The organism is Pseudomonas sp. GL-B-19, from assembly GCF_019956415.1.
Classification (GTDB): Bacteria; Pseudomonadota; Gammaproteobacteria; order Pseudomonadales; family Pseudomonadaceae; genus Aquipseudomonas.
Map to the genome: position 1 here is coordinate 110,772 of NZ_JAHBDK010000021.1, position 13,052 is coordinate 123,823.

12 protein-coding genes are annotated in these 13,052 nt (G+C 59.2%); 9 read left to right on the forward strand and 3 right to left on the reverse strand.

Annotated features, from left to right (window positions below):
* Nucleotides 1-71 precede the first annotated feature (71 nt).
* Nucleotides 72-986, reverse strand: coding sequence for a DUF808 domain-containing protein (locus tag KGB06_RS09025; protein ID WP_223514176.1), 915 nt, complete (start codon nt 984-986; stop codon nt 72-74).
* 134 nt (nt 987-1,120) lie between these two features.
* Between KGB06_RS09025 and KGB06_RS09030 the strand changes: the two genes are divergently transcribed.
* The gene (locus KGB06_RS09030; protein ID WP_223514179.1) at nt 1,121-1,729 is read left to right on the forward strand and encodes a TetR/AcrR family transcriptional regulator; all 609 of its coding nucleotides are present in this window, start codon (nt 1,121-1,123) and stop codon (nt 1,727-1,729) included.
* A 126-nt stretch (nt 1,730-1,855) separates the two neighbouring features.
* Here KGB06_RS09030 and KGB06_RS09035 read toward each other — a convergent pair whose 3' ends face one another.
* Both KGB06_RS09035 and KGB06_RS09040 read right to left on the reverse strand, forming a co-directional pair.
* Entirely contained in the window at nt 1,856-2,314 is a 459-nt protein-coding gene (locus tag KGB06_RS09035; protein WP_223514182.1) for an REP-associated tyrosine transposase, read from the reverse strand.
* A 200-nt stretch (nt 2,315-2,514) separates the two neighbouring features.
* Entirely contained in the window at nt 2,515-2,955 is a 441-nt protein-coding gene (locus KGB06_RS09040) for a GlcG/HbpS family heme-binding protein (protein ID WP_223514185.1), read from the reverse strand.
* Nucleotides 2,956-3,222: 267 nt separating this feature from the next.
* Here KGB06_RS09040 and gcl point away from each other — a divergent pair, with 267 nt between their 5' ends.
* The 8 genes from gcl to KGB06_RS09080 all read left to right on the forward strand — a co-directional run bounded on the left by gcl (nt 3,223) and on the right by KGB06_RS09080 (nt 12,821).
* Nucleotides 3,223-4,998, forward strand: coding sequence for a glyoxylate carboligase (gcl, locus tag KGB06_RS09045; protein WP_223514188.1), 1,776 nt, complete (start codon nt 3,223-3,225; stop codon nt 4,996-4,998).
* Between the two features lie 144 nt (nt 4,999-5,142).
* Nucleotides 5,143-5,925 (forward strand): hydroxypyruvate isomerase, encoded by a 783-nt coding sequence (gene hyi / locus KGB06_RS09050; protein WP_223514191.1) that lies wholly within the window; start codon nt 5,143-5,145, stop codon nt 5,923-5,925.
* A 156-nt stretch (nt 5,926-6,081) separates the two neighbouring features.
* A complete protein-coding gene (locus KGB06_RS09055) occupies nt 6,082-6,972 on the forward strand; it encodes a 2-hydroxy-3-oxopropionate reductase (RefSeq protein WP_223514194.1) in 891 nt (296 codons plus the stop codon).
* Nucleotides 6,973-7,166: 194 nt separating this feature from the next.
* A complete protein-coding gene (locus tag KGB06_RS09060) occupies nt 7,167-8,447 on the forward strand; it encodes a glycerate kinase (RefSeq protein WP_223514197.1) in 1,281 nt (426 codons plus the stop codon).
* Nucleotides 8,437-9,852, forward strand: coding sequence for a pyruvate kinase (pyk, locus tag KGB06_RS09065; protein ID WP_223514199.1), 1,416 nt, complete (start codon nt 8,437-8,439; stop codon nt 9,850-9,852). The genes KGB06_RS09060 and pyk overlap by 11 nt, the downstream gene beginning before the upstream one ends.
* A 116-nt stretch (nt 9,853-9,968) precedes the next feature.
* On the forward strand, nt 9,969-10,883 hold the full coding sequence (locus tag KGB06_RS09070) for an urea transporter (protein WP_223514202.1): 915 nt from the start codon (nt 9,969-9,971) through the stop codon (nt 10,881-10,883).
* 21 nt (nt 10,884-10,904) lie between these two features.
* Entirely contained in the window at nt 10,905-11,729 is an 825-nt protein-coding gene (locus KGB06_RS09075) for an ion transporter (protein ID WP_223514205.1), read from the forward strand.
* A gap of 93 nt (nt 11,730-11,822) precedes the next feature.
* On the forward strand, nt 11,823-12,821 hold the full coding sequence (locus KGB06_RS09080) for a sulfate ABC transporter substrate-binding protein (RefSeq protein WP_223514207.1): 999 nt from the start codon (nt 11,823-11,825) through the stop codon (nt 12,819-12,821).
* Nucleotides 12,822-13,052 lie beyond the last annotated feature (231 nt).

Here is a 13,052-nt window from a genome sequence, read left to right on the forward strand (position 1 = left end):
GTCAACACAGATGCTACTGTTATGGACTCATCGCGAGCAGGCTCACTCCCACATTGGGATAGTGGATAGCTTCAGCCTTTTATTGAGCCCCAGATTTTGCTGGCAACCAGCACACCCGCCAACACCACCGCACCCGCGACAATCCCCGCCACTGCATTCAGCAACGTTGGCACGATAAACCCGGCACCGCCTGCCCCCGCGCTGACGCTTTCGATCCAGTGATGAATCGCCGGTACGCCATGAGTCAGGATCCCGCCGCCCACCAGGAACATCGCGGCAGTACCAATCACCGACAGACTTTTCATCAAGTACGGTGCCGCTCGCAGAATGACACCGCCGATGCTTTTGGCTACCTGGCCCGGTTTTTGGGTCAACCACAAGCCGAGGTCGTCGAGTTTGACGATGCCCGCCACCAAACCATACACGCCGATGGTCATGACGATGGCAATGCCCGAGAGCACGATCACTTGCTGGGTCAGCGGGGCATCCGCCACGGTGCCGAGGGTGATGGCGATGATTTCTGCCGACAATATGAAATCGGTACGCACCGCGCCCTTGATCTTGTCCTTCTCAAAGGCCACCAGATCGACTGCTGGATCCGCCACCGCTTCAACCAGCTCGGCATGTTCGGCCTGGTCCTCAGCCTTGCTGTGCAGGAATTTGTGCGCGAGTTTTTCGAAACCTTCAAAGCACAGGTACGCGCCGCCGACCATCAATAGCGGGGTAACCAACCATGGAATGAACGCGCTGATCGCCAATGCCGATGGCACCAGGATCAGTTTGTTGTAAAACGAGCCCTTGGCGACGGCCCAGACCACCGGAATTTCTCGCTCGGCCCGCACACCGCTGACCTGCTGGGCGTTGAGCGCCAGATCGTCGCCGAGCACGCCGGCGGTCTTCTTGGCGGCCAATTTGGTCATCAACGCCACATCGTCGAGCACCGCGGCGATGTCATCGATCAGCACCAGCAAACTGCTTCCTGCCATGAATCAGGTTTCCTTCTTGAATGAATGCCAAGCAGCATAGCGCGGCAGCACGCCACACGGGGCATTCTTGAGCGCCGCGCGAGGCCGGTGATACCATGCGCAACCGCCAGAACAGGCAAGGAACCCCCTGGTTTATGAGCACTATCCGCGAGCGCAACAAAGAACTGATCCTGCGTGCCGCCAGTGAGGAATTTGCCGACAAGGGCTTCGCTGCGACCAAAACCAGTGACATCGCAGCCAAGGCGGGTTTGCCCAAGCCCAACGTCTACTACTACTTCAAATCCAAGGAAAACCTCTACCGCGAGGTCCTGGAAAGTATCATCGAGCCGATTCTGCAGGCCTCGACGCCGTTCAACGCCGACGGGGAGCCCAGCGAAGTGCTGAGCGGCTACATCCGCTCGAAAATCCGCATCTCTCGCGACCTGCCGTTCGCCTCCAAGGTGTTCGCCAGCGAAATCATGCACGGCGCCCCGCACTTGAGCCCTGACCTGGTAGAACAGCTCAACGGTCAGGCCAAACACAACATCGACTGCATCCAGACCTGGATCGACCGCGGCCAGATCGCCGCCATCGACCCCAACCACCTGATGTTCAGCATCTGGGCCGCGACCCAGACCTATGCCGACTTTGACTGGCAGATCACGGCCATTACCGGCAAAGCCAAGCTGGATGAGGTGGATTATGAGGCGGCGGCGCAGACGATTATTCGGTTGGTGTTGAAGGGGTGTGAGCCGGATCGGTAGATCGCAGCGCCTCCTTCGCGAGCAGGCTCACTCCCACAGGGTTTTGTGTTAAATGCAAATTTAGTGATCACTGAAGATCCACTGTGGGAGCCAGCCTGCTGGCGATGGTGACAACTCGGTTTTAGATCAAACCCAGATAGCATCCCATAGTGGATAGTCACCAAGCCGTTCTACCAACCCGGCCCGCAATGGGTTAGCCACAACATACCGAGCGACTTTTACCAAATCTTCCTCACAACGCAACGCTCGATCATGGAAACCCCGCTGCCAAAGACTGGTTGTACGGCCGGTGGACAGATTCACTGCTTTGGTACTCAGTGATTTAGTCCTTTGCATCAGCCCACCCAACGATCCTCGCTGCAATTCGATCAACCAATGAAAATGATCGGGCATGACCACCCAGGCCAACGAGTTTGCACAGCCTCGGTCCTGCGCGGCGCGAAATTGCGAGACGAGCAATCTGCCCAAGGTGAAATCCTTGAAAACAGGTGCTCGATCGAGTGTGTTTGTTGTAAAGAGATAGATACGGTTCTGCTCGGCATAACGGCCGATGCGCAAGCGGTTTGAGGCGGGTAGATCAGGCATTCCTTTGCCCCTTGCATGATTAATTCATGAAGAAGGCTAGACCTTTGGTTGGCCTAGGGCGAAGCGAACTTTTAGCTGGATGTGTCTGGTAGACCGCCAATCGCCAGCAGGCTGGCTCCCACAGGGGATCTCTGACACTCAGATAATCCACCTGTGGGAGCCAGCCTGCTGGCGATGGCGGCAGATCAGTCACCCATCAATCAAGCAGTAACCCCAGCATCCGCCGTCAGCCCCAGCGCCTCGATCGCATTGATCGCACACTGCTCATCGACATCCGATAGATCGCCGCTAATCCCCACCGCCCCTAGCACGTTGCCGTCCTGATCCCGAATCAGCACACCACCCGGTGCCGGCACCACACTGCCCTGCCCCAGACTGTTCAAGGCGGCAATAAAAGCCGGACGTTGCTGCGCATCCAGCGCCAGTAAACGTGAGCCTTTGCCTAGCGCGATTGCGCCCCAGGCTTTGCCGATGGCGACCTGCGGGCGGAGCAGACTGGCGCCGTCTTCGCGTTGCAGGGTGATCAAGTGCCCGCCGGCATCCAGTACCGCAATGGTTAATGGAGCCGCCGAGATTGCACGCCCTGCGGAGATGGCCTGGTTGATCAGGTTGACTGCAACTTTCAAGGTTAAAGCGCTCATGGTGCCGTCCTCATTTTGTTTTTCGGAAAGCCGTTGGACTGCGCCGTTGTGCCGCAGTCCGATGCAACAAATAGAACACAATGAGTTATTTTTTTGTATACAATAATTCTCGAAAAGCGCCATATGCGACGAAAAGCCACACAAGACAGGGCTTCAGACGAATGAAACAAGCGCTTGAGAAAATGGATTGACCTGCGCCGTCCGCCGTGAATACACTCTGCGCAAAGCCACTTGTATACAATTACAAAACGTAAGAGGCACAAAACCATGAGCAAAATGAGAGCAATCGAAGCCGCCGTTCTGGTGATGCGCCGTGAAGGGGTTGATACCGCTTTTGGCATCCCGGGCGCCGCGATCAACCCGCTGTACTCCGCCTTGCAGAAGGTCGGTGGCATCGATCACGTCCTCGCTCGCCACGTTGAAGGCGCCTCGCACATGGCCGAGGGCTACACCCGCACCAAGGCCGGCAACATTGGCGTGTGCATTGGTACTTCCGGCCCTGCCGGTACGGACATGGTCACCGGGCTCTACAGCGCCTCGGCGGACTCGATCCCAATCCTCTGCATTACCGGCCAGGCCCCCCGCGCCCGTATGCACAAGGAAGATTTCCAGGCCGTCGACATCACCACCATCGTCAAGCCAGTGACCAAGTGGGCAACCACCGTCATGGAACCGGGCCAGGTGCCTTACGCGTTCCAGAAAGCCTTCTACGAAATGCGCTCCGGCCGTCCAGGCCCGGTGCTGATCGACCTGCCGTTCGATGTGCAGATGGCGGAAATCGAATTCGACATTGATGCTTACCAACCGCTGCCGCTGGCCAAGCCCACGGCTAACCGCGTGCAAATCGAGAAGGCCCTGGCCATGCTCGATCAGGCTGAGCGTCCATTGCTGGTGGCCGGTGGCGGCATCATCAATGCCGACGCCAGCGACTTGCTGGTCGAGTTCGCCGAGCTGACCGGCATTCCAGTCATTCCGACCCTGATGGGCTGGGGCACGATCCCGGACGATCACCCGCTGATGGTAGGCATGGTCGGTCTGCAAACCTCGCACCGCTACGGCAACGCGACGATGCTCAAATCCGACGTGGTGTTGGGCGTGGGTAACCGTTGGGCTAACCGCCACACCGGTTCGATCGACGTGTACACGGAAGGCCGCAAGTTCATTCACGTTGATATCGAACCGACCCAGATCGGCCGCGTGTTCAACCCGGACCTGGGCATCGTCTCCGACGCTGCTGCCGCGCTGACCGTGTTCATCGAAGTCGCTCGTGAATGGCAAGCCGCCGGCAAGCTGAAAAACCGCAGTGCCTGGCTGCAAGACTGCCAGCAGCGCAAAGCCAGCCTGCACCGCAAGACTCACTTTGACAACGTGCCGGTCAAGCCGCAGCGCGTCTATGAAGAGATGAACCAGGTGTTCGGTAAAGACACCTGCTACGTCAGCACCATCGGTCTGTCGCAGATTGCCGGCGCGCAATTCCTGCACGTCTACAAACCGCGTCACTGGATCAACTGCGGTCAGGCAGGTCCCTTGGGCTGGACCATTCCGGCGGCACTGGGCGTGGTCAAGGCCGATCCGACCCGCAAGGTCGTGGCGCTGTCGGGCGACTATGATTTCCAGTTCATGATCGAAGAATTGGCAGTGGGCGCGCAGTTCAAACTGCCGTACATCCACGTTGTGGTAAACAATTCGTACCTGGGATTGATTCGTCAGGCTCAGCGCGGTTTCGACATGGACTACTGCGTGCAACTGTCCTTCGACAACCTGAACGCTCCGGAACTCAACGGTTACGGTGTCGATCACGTCGCGGTGGCCGAAGGTCTCGGCTGCAAGGCACTGCGTGTGTTTGAACCGGATCAGATTCAACCTGCCCTGCGCAAGGCTCAGGAACTGATCGAAGAGTTCAAGGTGCCGGTGATCGTCGAGATTATTCTGGAGCGCGTGACCAACATTTCCATGGGCACCGAGATCAACGCCATCAACGAATTCGAAGATCTGGCGCTGGTCGGCAACGACGCACCCACCGCGATTTCGTTGCTTGATTAAGATGACCTGAAACCTGTAGCAGCTGTCGAGGCACGAGGCTGCGTTGCGTGTCCGCAGGACCGCCGTCGGGGGCCGCTTCGCAGCCCAACGCAGCCTCGTACCTCGGCAGCTGCTACAGGTACCTATTTTTAACAGGAGACCACCATGCCGCGTTTCGCAGCCAACCTGTCCATGCTGTTCACTGAGCAGGATTTTCTTGCCCGTTTCGAAGCGGCCGCCAAGGCCGGTTTCAGTGGTGTCGAGTACCTGTTCCCCTACGACTTCAGCTCCGCCGAAATCAAAGCCAAGCTCGATGCCAACGGTCTGACCCAAGTGCTGTTCAACCTGCCGGCCGGTGACTGGGCCAAGGGCGAACGCGGTATCGCGTGCCTGCCGGACCGGGTTGAAGAGTTCCGCGCCGGTGTCGATCTGGCGATTGCTTACGCCCAAGTGCTGGGTAACACCCAGGTCAACTGCCTGGCCGGTATTCGTCCACAAGGCGTCGACGATGCCACCGTGGAAAAAACCTTCGTCGCCAACCTCAAGTACGCGGCCGACAAGCTGCAAGCGGCGGGCATCAAACTGGTGATGGAAGCGATCAACACCCGCGACATCCCGGGTTTCTACCTGAACAACACCGCACAAGCCCTGTCGATTCGCGAACAGGTCGGCAGCGCCAACCTGTTCCTGCAATACGACATCTACCACATGCAAATCATGGAAGGCGACCTGGCCCGCACCATGGCCGCGCACCTGGGCGAGATCAACCACATCCAGTTGGCCGACAACCCAGGGCGCAACGAACCGGGCACCGGTGAAATCAACTACCGCTTCCTGTTCGAACACCTGGACCGCATCGGTTATCAGGGGTGGGTGGGTTGCGAATACAAGCCGCTGACCACCACTGAAGCAGGCCTGGGCTGGATGAAAACCCACAACGCGATCTAACACAGATCCCCGTAGGAGCTGGCTTGCCAGCGAATGCAATGTCACTGCCAATTAACGAGGCAGGAGGTGATGGCCTCTTCGCCGGCAAGCCGGCTCCTACAAAAGCAGTGCTCCCCTATTTGCTTGAAGCAGCAATAAAAACAAGAGGAATTTGTCATGGCTAAAATCGGATTTATCGGCACCGGCATCATGGGCCACCCAATGGCGTTGAACCTGCAGAAAGCCGGTCACAGCCTGTTCCTGTCGGCGCACCACGACCCCGCGCCTGCTGACCTGATTGCCGCTGGCGCTGTCGCCCTGGCCAACCCGAAAGAAGTCGCGCAAGAAGCCGAATTCATCATCGTCATGGTGCCGGATACCCCACAGGTCGATGACGTGCTGTTCCGCGCCGACGGCGTTGCGGCCGGTGTCGGCAAAGGCAAAATCGTCATCGACATGAGCTCGATCTCGCCCACTGCCACCAAAGCGTTTGCGGCCAGGATCAATGAAAAAGGCGCGCAGTACCTCGACGCGCCAGTGTCTGGCGGCGAAGTCGGTGCCAAGGCTGCGAGCCTGAGCATCATGGTCGGCGGCGATGCCGATGCCTTCGAACGCGCCCTGCCGCTGTTCCAGGCGATGGGCAAGAACATCACCCTGGTCGGTGGTAACGGCGACGGTCAAACCGCGAAAGTGGCGAACCAGATCATCGTTGCGCTGAACATCCAGGCGGTGGCCGAAGCCCTGCTGTTCGCCTCGAAAAACGGTGCCGATCCAGCCAAGGTGCGTGAAGCACTGATGGGCGGTTTCGCTTCGTCGAAGATCCTCGAAGTACACGGCGAGCGCATGATTAAAGGCACCTTCGATCCGGGCTTCCGCATCAGCCTGCACCAGAAGGACCTGAACTTGGCCCTGCAAGGTGCCAAGGAACTGAACATCAACCTGCCGAACACCGCCAACACCCAGCAAGTGTTCAGCACCTGCGCGGCCATCGGTGGCAGCAACTGGGACCACTCGGCGCTGATCAAGGGCCTGGAACACATGGCGAATTTCTCGATTCGCGATAAATAACGCCACACACCCTGTAGGAGCCGGCTTGCCGGCGATTGCCTAAACGCGGTCTGCCTGACACACCGAGGCGTCTGGATCGCTGGCAAGCCAGCTCCTACAAGGACGTGCGCCGATCTGTAGGAGCTGGCTTGCCAGCGATCCAGGCGCCACGGATTCATTTTCAACCCCAAAAACAAGAATTCCGGGAGCCCGCCATGTCGGTCGATCCGCAACAATTCCTGCGCGAACTGTTCGCCACAGCCATCGACGCCGCCCATCCGCAGCAAGTCCTCGAAGCCTATTTGCCCAAAGATCGCAGCGGTCGGGTGATCGTCATCGGCGCCGGCAAAGCCGCAGCCGCCATGGCTCAGGTGGTCGAGCGTTGCTGGCAGGGTGAAGTGAGCGGGTTGGTGGTGACGCGTTACGGTCACGGCGCCCCGTGCGAAAAAATCGAAGTGGTCGAAGCGGCCCATCCGGTGCCGGACGCGGCCGGTCAGGCCGTCGCCAAGCGTGTTTTTGAACTGGTCAGCAACCTGACCGAAGACGACCGCGTGATCTTCCTGCTCTCGGGCGGCGGCTCCGCGTTGCTGGCGCTGCCGGCGGCGGGAATCACCCTGGCCGACAAGCAATCGATCAACAAAGCGTTGCTCAAATCCGGCGCGACCATCGGCGAGATGAACTGCGTGCGCAAGCACCTCTCGGCGATCAAGGGCGGCCGCCTGGGCAAAGCCTGCTGGCCGGCCACTGTGTATACCTACGCGATTTCCGATGTGCCGGGCGACCTCGCCACGGTCATCGCCTCCGGCCCGACCGTGGCCGACCCAAGCACCTGCGCCGAAGCGCTGGCGATCCTCAAGCGCTATGGCATCGAAGTCCCGGCCTCGGTGCGCAACTGGCTGCAAAGCCCTGAATCGGAGACGGTCAAACCCGGCGATCCGAGCCTCGCACGCAGTCATTTCCAGTTGATCGCCCGTCCACAGCAGTCGCTTGAAGCGGCAGCAGTGAAGGCGCGGCAGGCCGGTTTCAGCCCGCTGATCCTCGGCGATCTGGAAGGCGAATCCCGTGAAGTGGCCAAGGTTCACGCCGGTATCGCGCGGCAAGTGGTCCTGCACGGTCAGCCATTGGCGGCGCCGTGCGTGATTCTGTCGGGCGGTGAAACCACGGTGACCGTGCGCGGCAATGGCCGTGGCGGGCGCAATGCCGAATTCCTGCTGAGTCTGACCGACAGCCTCAAAGGCTTGCCAGGCGTGTATGCGCTGGCCGGTGACACCGATGGCATCGACGGCTCCGAAGACAACGCCGGCGCAATCATGACCCCGGACAGCTACGCCCGCGCCGCCGCCCTCGGTCTGAGCGCCAGCGATGAACTCGACAACAACAATGGCTACGGCTATTTCGAGGCGCTAGACGCATTGATCGTCACCGAGCCGACCCGCACCAACGTCAACGACTTCCGCGCCATTCTGATTCTCGAGAGCCCTAAACATGACGCCTGACAAGAAGGTTAAAATCCTCGCCACCCTCGGCCCTGCCACTGACGGGATCGACGACATCCGCGAACTGGTACAGGCAGGGGTCAACATTTTCCGCCTGAACTTCAGCCACGGTGATCACGCCGACCACGCTCAGCGCTACCAGTGGATTCGTGAAGTCGAGCGCCAACTGAATTACCCACTGGGCATTCTGATGGACCTGCAAGGCCCGAAACTGCGGGTCGGCAAGTTCGCCGAAGGCAAGGTGCAACTGCATCGCGGTCAGGCCTTGCGCCTGGACCTGGACCCGACGCCGGGTGACGAGCGCCGCGTTAACCTGCCTCACCCGGAAATCATCGCGGCGCTGGAGCCGGGCATGGACCTGCTGCTGGACGACGGCAAGCTGCGTCTGCGCGTGGTCACCAAGTACTCCGACGCCATCGACACCACCGTGCTCAACGGCGGTGAACTGTCGGACCGTAAAGGCGTGAACGTGCCGCAAGCGGTGCTGGAACTGAGCCCGCTGACCGCCAAGGATCGCCGTGATTTGAGCTTCGGTCTGGAGTTGGGTGTGGACTGGGTCGCGTTGTCGTTTGTGCAACGTCCGGAAGATATTCGCGAAGCCCGCGAACTGATCGGCGACAAAGCGTTTTTGATGGCAAAAATCGAGAAGCCATCGGCGGTGACTCAGCTTCGCGAAATCGCTGAATTGAGCGACGCGATCATGGTCGCCCGCGGTGACTTGGGCGTGGAAGTGCCCGCCGAAAGCGTCCCGCAGATTCAGAAAAACATCATCAGCATCTGCCGCCAACTCGGCAAACCGGTGGTGGTGGCGACGCAGATGCTGGAGTCGATGCGTTTTTCTCCGGCCCCGACCCGCGCCGAGGTCACCGACGTGGCCAACGCCGTGGCCGAAGGTGCGGATGCGGTGATGCTATCGGCCGAAACTGCCTCCGGCGAATACCCGCTGGAAGCCGTGCAGATGATGAGCAAAATCATCCGCCAGGTGGAAAACGGCCCGGACTATCAGACGCAACTGGACGTGAGCCGGCCGAAAGCCGAAGCGACGGTTTCCGACGCGATCAGCTGTGCGATTCGTCGCATCAGCAATGTGCTGCCGGTGGCGGTGCTGGTGAACTACAGCGAGTCCGGCACGTCGAGTTTGCGCGCGGCTCGGGAGCGGCCGACGGTGCCGATTCTCAACCTGACTCCAAACCGTCAAACCGCTCGTCGCCTGACCGTGGCGTGGGGCGTGCACTCGGTGGTCAATGATCGGCTGCGACAAGTGGATGAAGTGTGCTCGACGGCGCTGGAGATTGCCCAGGCCCAAGGCATGGCCAAGCGTGGCGACACCTTATTGATCACCGCGGGTGTGCCGTTTGGGCAGCCGGGGTCGACTAACTCATTGCGCATTGAGACATTGATTTAGCGCCTGTACTGGCCCCTTCGCTGGCAAGCCAGCTCCTACAGGAATTGCATTGCCTTTGTAGGAGCTGACTTGCCAGCGATGCGAGCGACTCGGTCACTTTGACACACAGAAAAATAATGCCTGCCAATCACTTCAACACCCACTGCCCCGACTGGGCGACTGCCCTGCTCAACGGTTTCAGTCAGATTTTCCTCCAGCGCCATCCGCTGTGTGGTCTGCTGTGCCTGTTGGCCATTCTGTTTACCGCGCCGGTGCTGCTCGGCGGTGCGCTGCTGGGCGGTGTCGCCGGGTTGCTTACCGCGCAACGTCGCGGCTATGCCAAGGCCGATCGCCAGGCCGGGCTGTTCAGTTACAACGGGGTTTTGCTCGGCTTGTTGCTGAGTCTGTATTTCCCGTGGTCCGCCGTGCTGCCGCTGGTGATCATTGCCTGCGGCGGCCTGAGCGCGATGTTCACTCAACAGTGGCTCAAGCGTGCCCGGCTTAGCCAATACCTGCCCGCCTACACCGCGCCCTTCGTGGCGCTGAGCTGGTTGCTGCTGTGTTTCGCCACACCCTCGACCAAGGCGCATTTGATCGAGATCAACACGCTGAACATGCTCGCCGCACCACTCAAAGGTCTCGGCCAAGTGATGTTCCTCGGTCATCCGCTGGCCGGTGCGTTGATCGCCGCCGGTTTGCTGATCGCTGATCGTCGCGCATTCTGCTGGGCGTTGTTGGCGTCTATTGCGGGCATGGGTTGGAGCCTGCTACACCACGACTTCTACACCGGCCTGCTCGGCCTCGGTGGCTATAACGCCGTGCTCGCCGCCCTCGCCTTCAGCTCGCAGCGCCAGCAGCCATGGCTGCCACTGGTGGGCATTGCACTAGCGCTGCTGCTGACGCCGATGTTTGCCGCTATCGGTCTGCCCACGCTGACCGCGCCATTCATCCTCGCCTGCTGGCTGACCCGTACGGCTGCTCAAGTGTTCGGCAAAGCGACGGGGGCCAGTGCGCCTTGCGCTCCTGGGGAGAATCAACCTAGGCTGCGCTGATTCCCGGTTCAGGCGTTTTCCATGGACAGCAGCAAAAATTGGCGTGAAGACCTTTACGTCATGATTTTCCAAAGCGACACCAAGGCGGGGCGGCGCTTCGACGGCACCCTGCTGTTGATCATTCTCGCCAGCATCATCATCGTGATGCTCGACAGCATCGATTCCATTCACCAGAACTACGCCGATGTGCTGGCCTATATCGAGTGGGGTTTCACCTTCGTCTTCGCTGTCGAATACATTCTGCGGTTGTATTGCTCACCCAAGCCGTGGCGCTACGCGTTCAGCTTCTATGGGCTGGTGGATTTGCTGGCCATCGTGCCCGGCATCCTCGCGCTGTATTACGCCGATGCGCAGTACCTGCTGATCATCCGGATCATTCGGATGCTGCGGATTTTCCGCGTGCTCAAGCTCAGCCCATACCTCAAGCAAGCCAACTACTTGATGTCGGCGTTGCGCGGCAGCAAACAGAAAATCGTAGTGTTTCTGGTCAGCGTCAGCACCCTGGTCACGGTGTTCGGCACACTGATGTACGTGATCGAAGGTCCGGAACACGGCTTCACCAGCATTCCCAAAGGCATCTATTGGGCGATCGTCACGCTGACCACTGTGGGCTTCGGCGACATCGTGCCGAAGACGCCGTTGGGTCAGGTAATTTCGTCGCTGGTGATGATCACCGGTTACTCGATCATCGCCGTGCCCACCGGGATTTTCACCGCCGAACTGGCCAACGCCATGCGCGGTGAACAGCTGCAACACGATTGCCCGGTGTGCAAGAAAAACAGCCACGAACACGGCGCGGCATTTTGCTCGCGATGCGGCAACGCACTGTTTAAGAAACTGGAATAAGCAAAGAGCTTTTTAATCTTTAAAGGCCTATGCGCGCGCGGCTATAGTCGCTGGCAAATTGCCTCACTTTTAATTTAGAACAAGGACTGCGCAGTGAAAAAACTCTTTGGCGCCTCACTTCTGGCCGCTGGCCTGGCATTGACCAGCATGGCTCAGGCCGCCCCGACCCTGCTCAACGTTTCCTACGACGTGATGCGCGATTTCTACAAGGACTACAACACTGCCTTCCAGAAACACTGGCAAGCCGAGCACAACGAAAACATCATCCTGCAGATGTCCTTCGGCGGTTCCAGCAAACAGGCGCGTTCGGTGATCGACGGCCTGCCGGCTGACGTCATCACCATGAACATGGCCACCGACATCAACGCCCTGGCGGATAACGGCAAATTGGTGCCGGAGAACTGGGTCACGCGCCTGCCGAACAACAGCGCACCGTTTACCTCGGCCACGGTATTCATCGTCCGCAAAGGCAACCCGAAAGCCCTGAAAGACTGGCCCGATCTGCTGAAAGACGGCGTTCAGGTGATCGTGCCGAACCCGAAAACCTCAGGTAATGGTCGCTACACCTACCTGTCGGCCTGGGGCTATGTGCTGAAGAATGGCGGTGATGAGAACAAGGCCAAAGACTTCGTCGGCAAGCTGTTCAAACAAGCCCCGGTACTGGATACCGGTGGTCGCGCGGCCACCACTACCTTCATGACCAACCAGATCGGCGACGTGCTGGTGACCTTCGAAAACGAAGCGGAAATGATTGCCCGCGAGTTTGGTCGTGACCAGTTTGAAGTGATCTACCCAAGCGTATCCGCTGAAGCCGAGCCACCGGTGTCGGTGGTCGACAAAGTGGTCGACAAGAAAGGCACTCGTGCTGCGGCCGAGGAATACTTGAAATACCTGTGGTCGCCGGAAGGTCAGGAGATTGCGGCGGCAAATTACCTGCGTCCGCGTGATCCGGCGGTATTGGCCAAGTACACGGATCGATTCCCGAAAGTGGATTTTCTGTCGGTAGAGAAGACCTTCGGTGACTGGCGCACGGTGCAGAAGACCCACTTCAATGATGGCGGGATCTTTGATCAGATTTACACCGGGCAGTAATTTCTGAGTGCAATGAAAAAGGCGAACTGAGCTGAGCAGGTCGCCTTTTTTGTGCCTGAACACAAACCCCCATGTTCACTGAAGACCCCTTGTAGGAGTGAGCCTGATCTGGTCCAGTAATTTTGGACATTGTTTTCGGTTCTCACGCCGCCATCTTTTCTGCCGCTACCGGCGAGTGGTAACCGTTGTAGCTGTGGCGCCTTACATTGTTGTAGCGCGCCACATATCGGT

Coding starts and splice junctions, on each gene's coding strand:
- KGB06_RS09060 (WP_223514197.1), top strand. CDS start 7,167: ATGTCGGTCGATCCGCAACAATTCCTGCGCGAACTGTTCGCCACAGCC.
- gcl (WP_223514188.1), top strand. CDS start 3,223: ATGAGCAAAATGAGAGCAATCGAAGCCGCCGTTCTGGTGATGCGCCGT.
- KGB06_RS09030 (WP_223514179.1), top strand. CDS start 1,121: ATGAGCACTATCCGCGAGCGCAACAAAGAACTGATCCTGCGTGCCGCC.
- KGB06_RS09055 (WP_223514194.1), top strand. CDS start 6,082: ATGGCTAAAATCGGATTTATCGGCACCGGCATCATGGGCCACCCAATG.
- KGB06_RS09040 (WP_223514185.1), bottom strand. CDS start 2,955: ATGAGCGCTTTAACCTTGAAAGTTGCAGTCAACCTGATCAACCAGGCC.
- KGB06_RS09025 (WP_223514176.1), bottom strand. CDS start 986: ATGGCAGGAAGCAGTTTGCTGGTGCTGATCGATGACATCGCCGCGGTG.
- pyk (WP_223514199.1), top strand. CDS start 8,437: ATGACGCCTGACAAGAAGGTTAAAATCCTCGCCACCCTCGGCCCTGCC.
- KGB06_RS09070 (WP_223514202.1), top strand. CDS start 9,969: ATGCCTGCCAATCACTTCAACACCCACTGCCCCGACTGGGCGACTGCC.
- KGB06_RS09035 (WP_223514182.1), bottom strand. CDS start 2,314: ATGCCTGATCTACCCGCCTCAAACCGCTTGCGCATCGGCCGTTATGCC.
- KGB06_RS09075 (WP_223514205.1), top strand. CDS start 10,905: ATGGACAGCAGCAAAAATTGGCGTGAAGACCTTTACGTCATGATTTTC.
- hyi (WP_223514191.1), top strand. CDS start 5,143: ATGCCGCGTTTCGCAGCCAACCTGTCCATGCTGTTCACTGAGCAGGAT.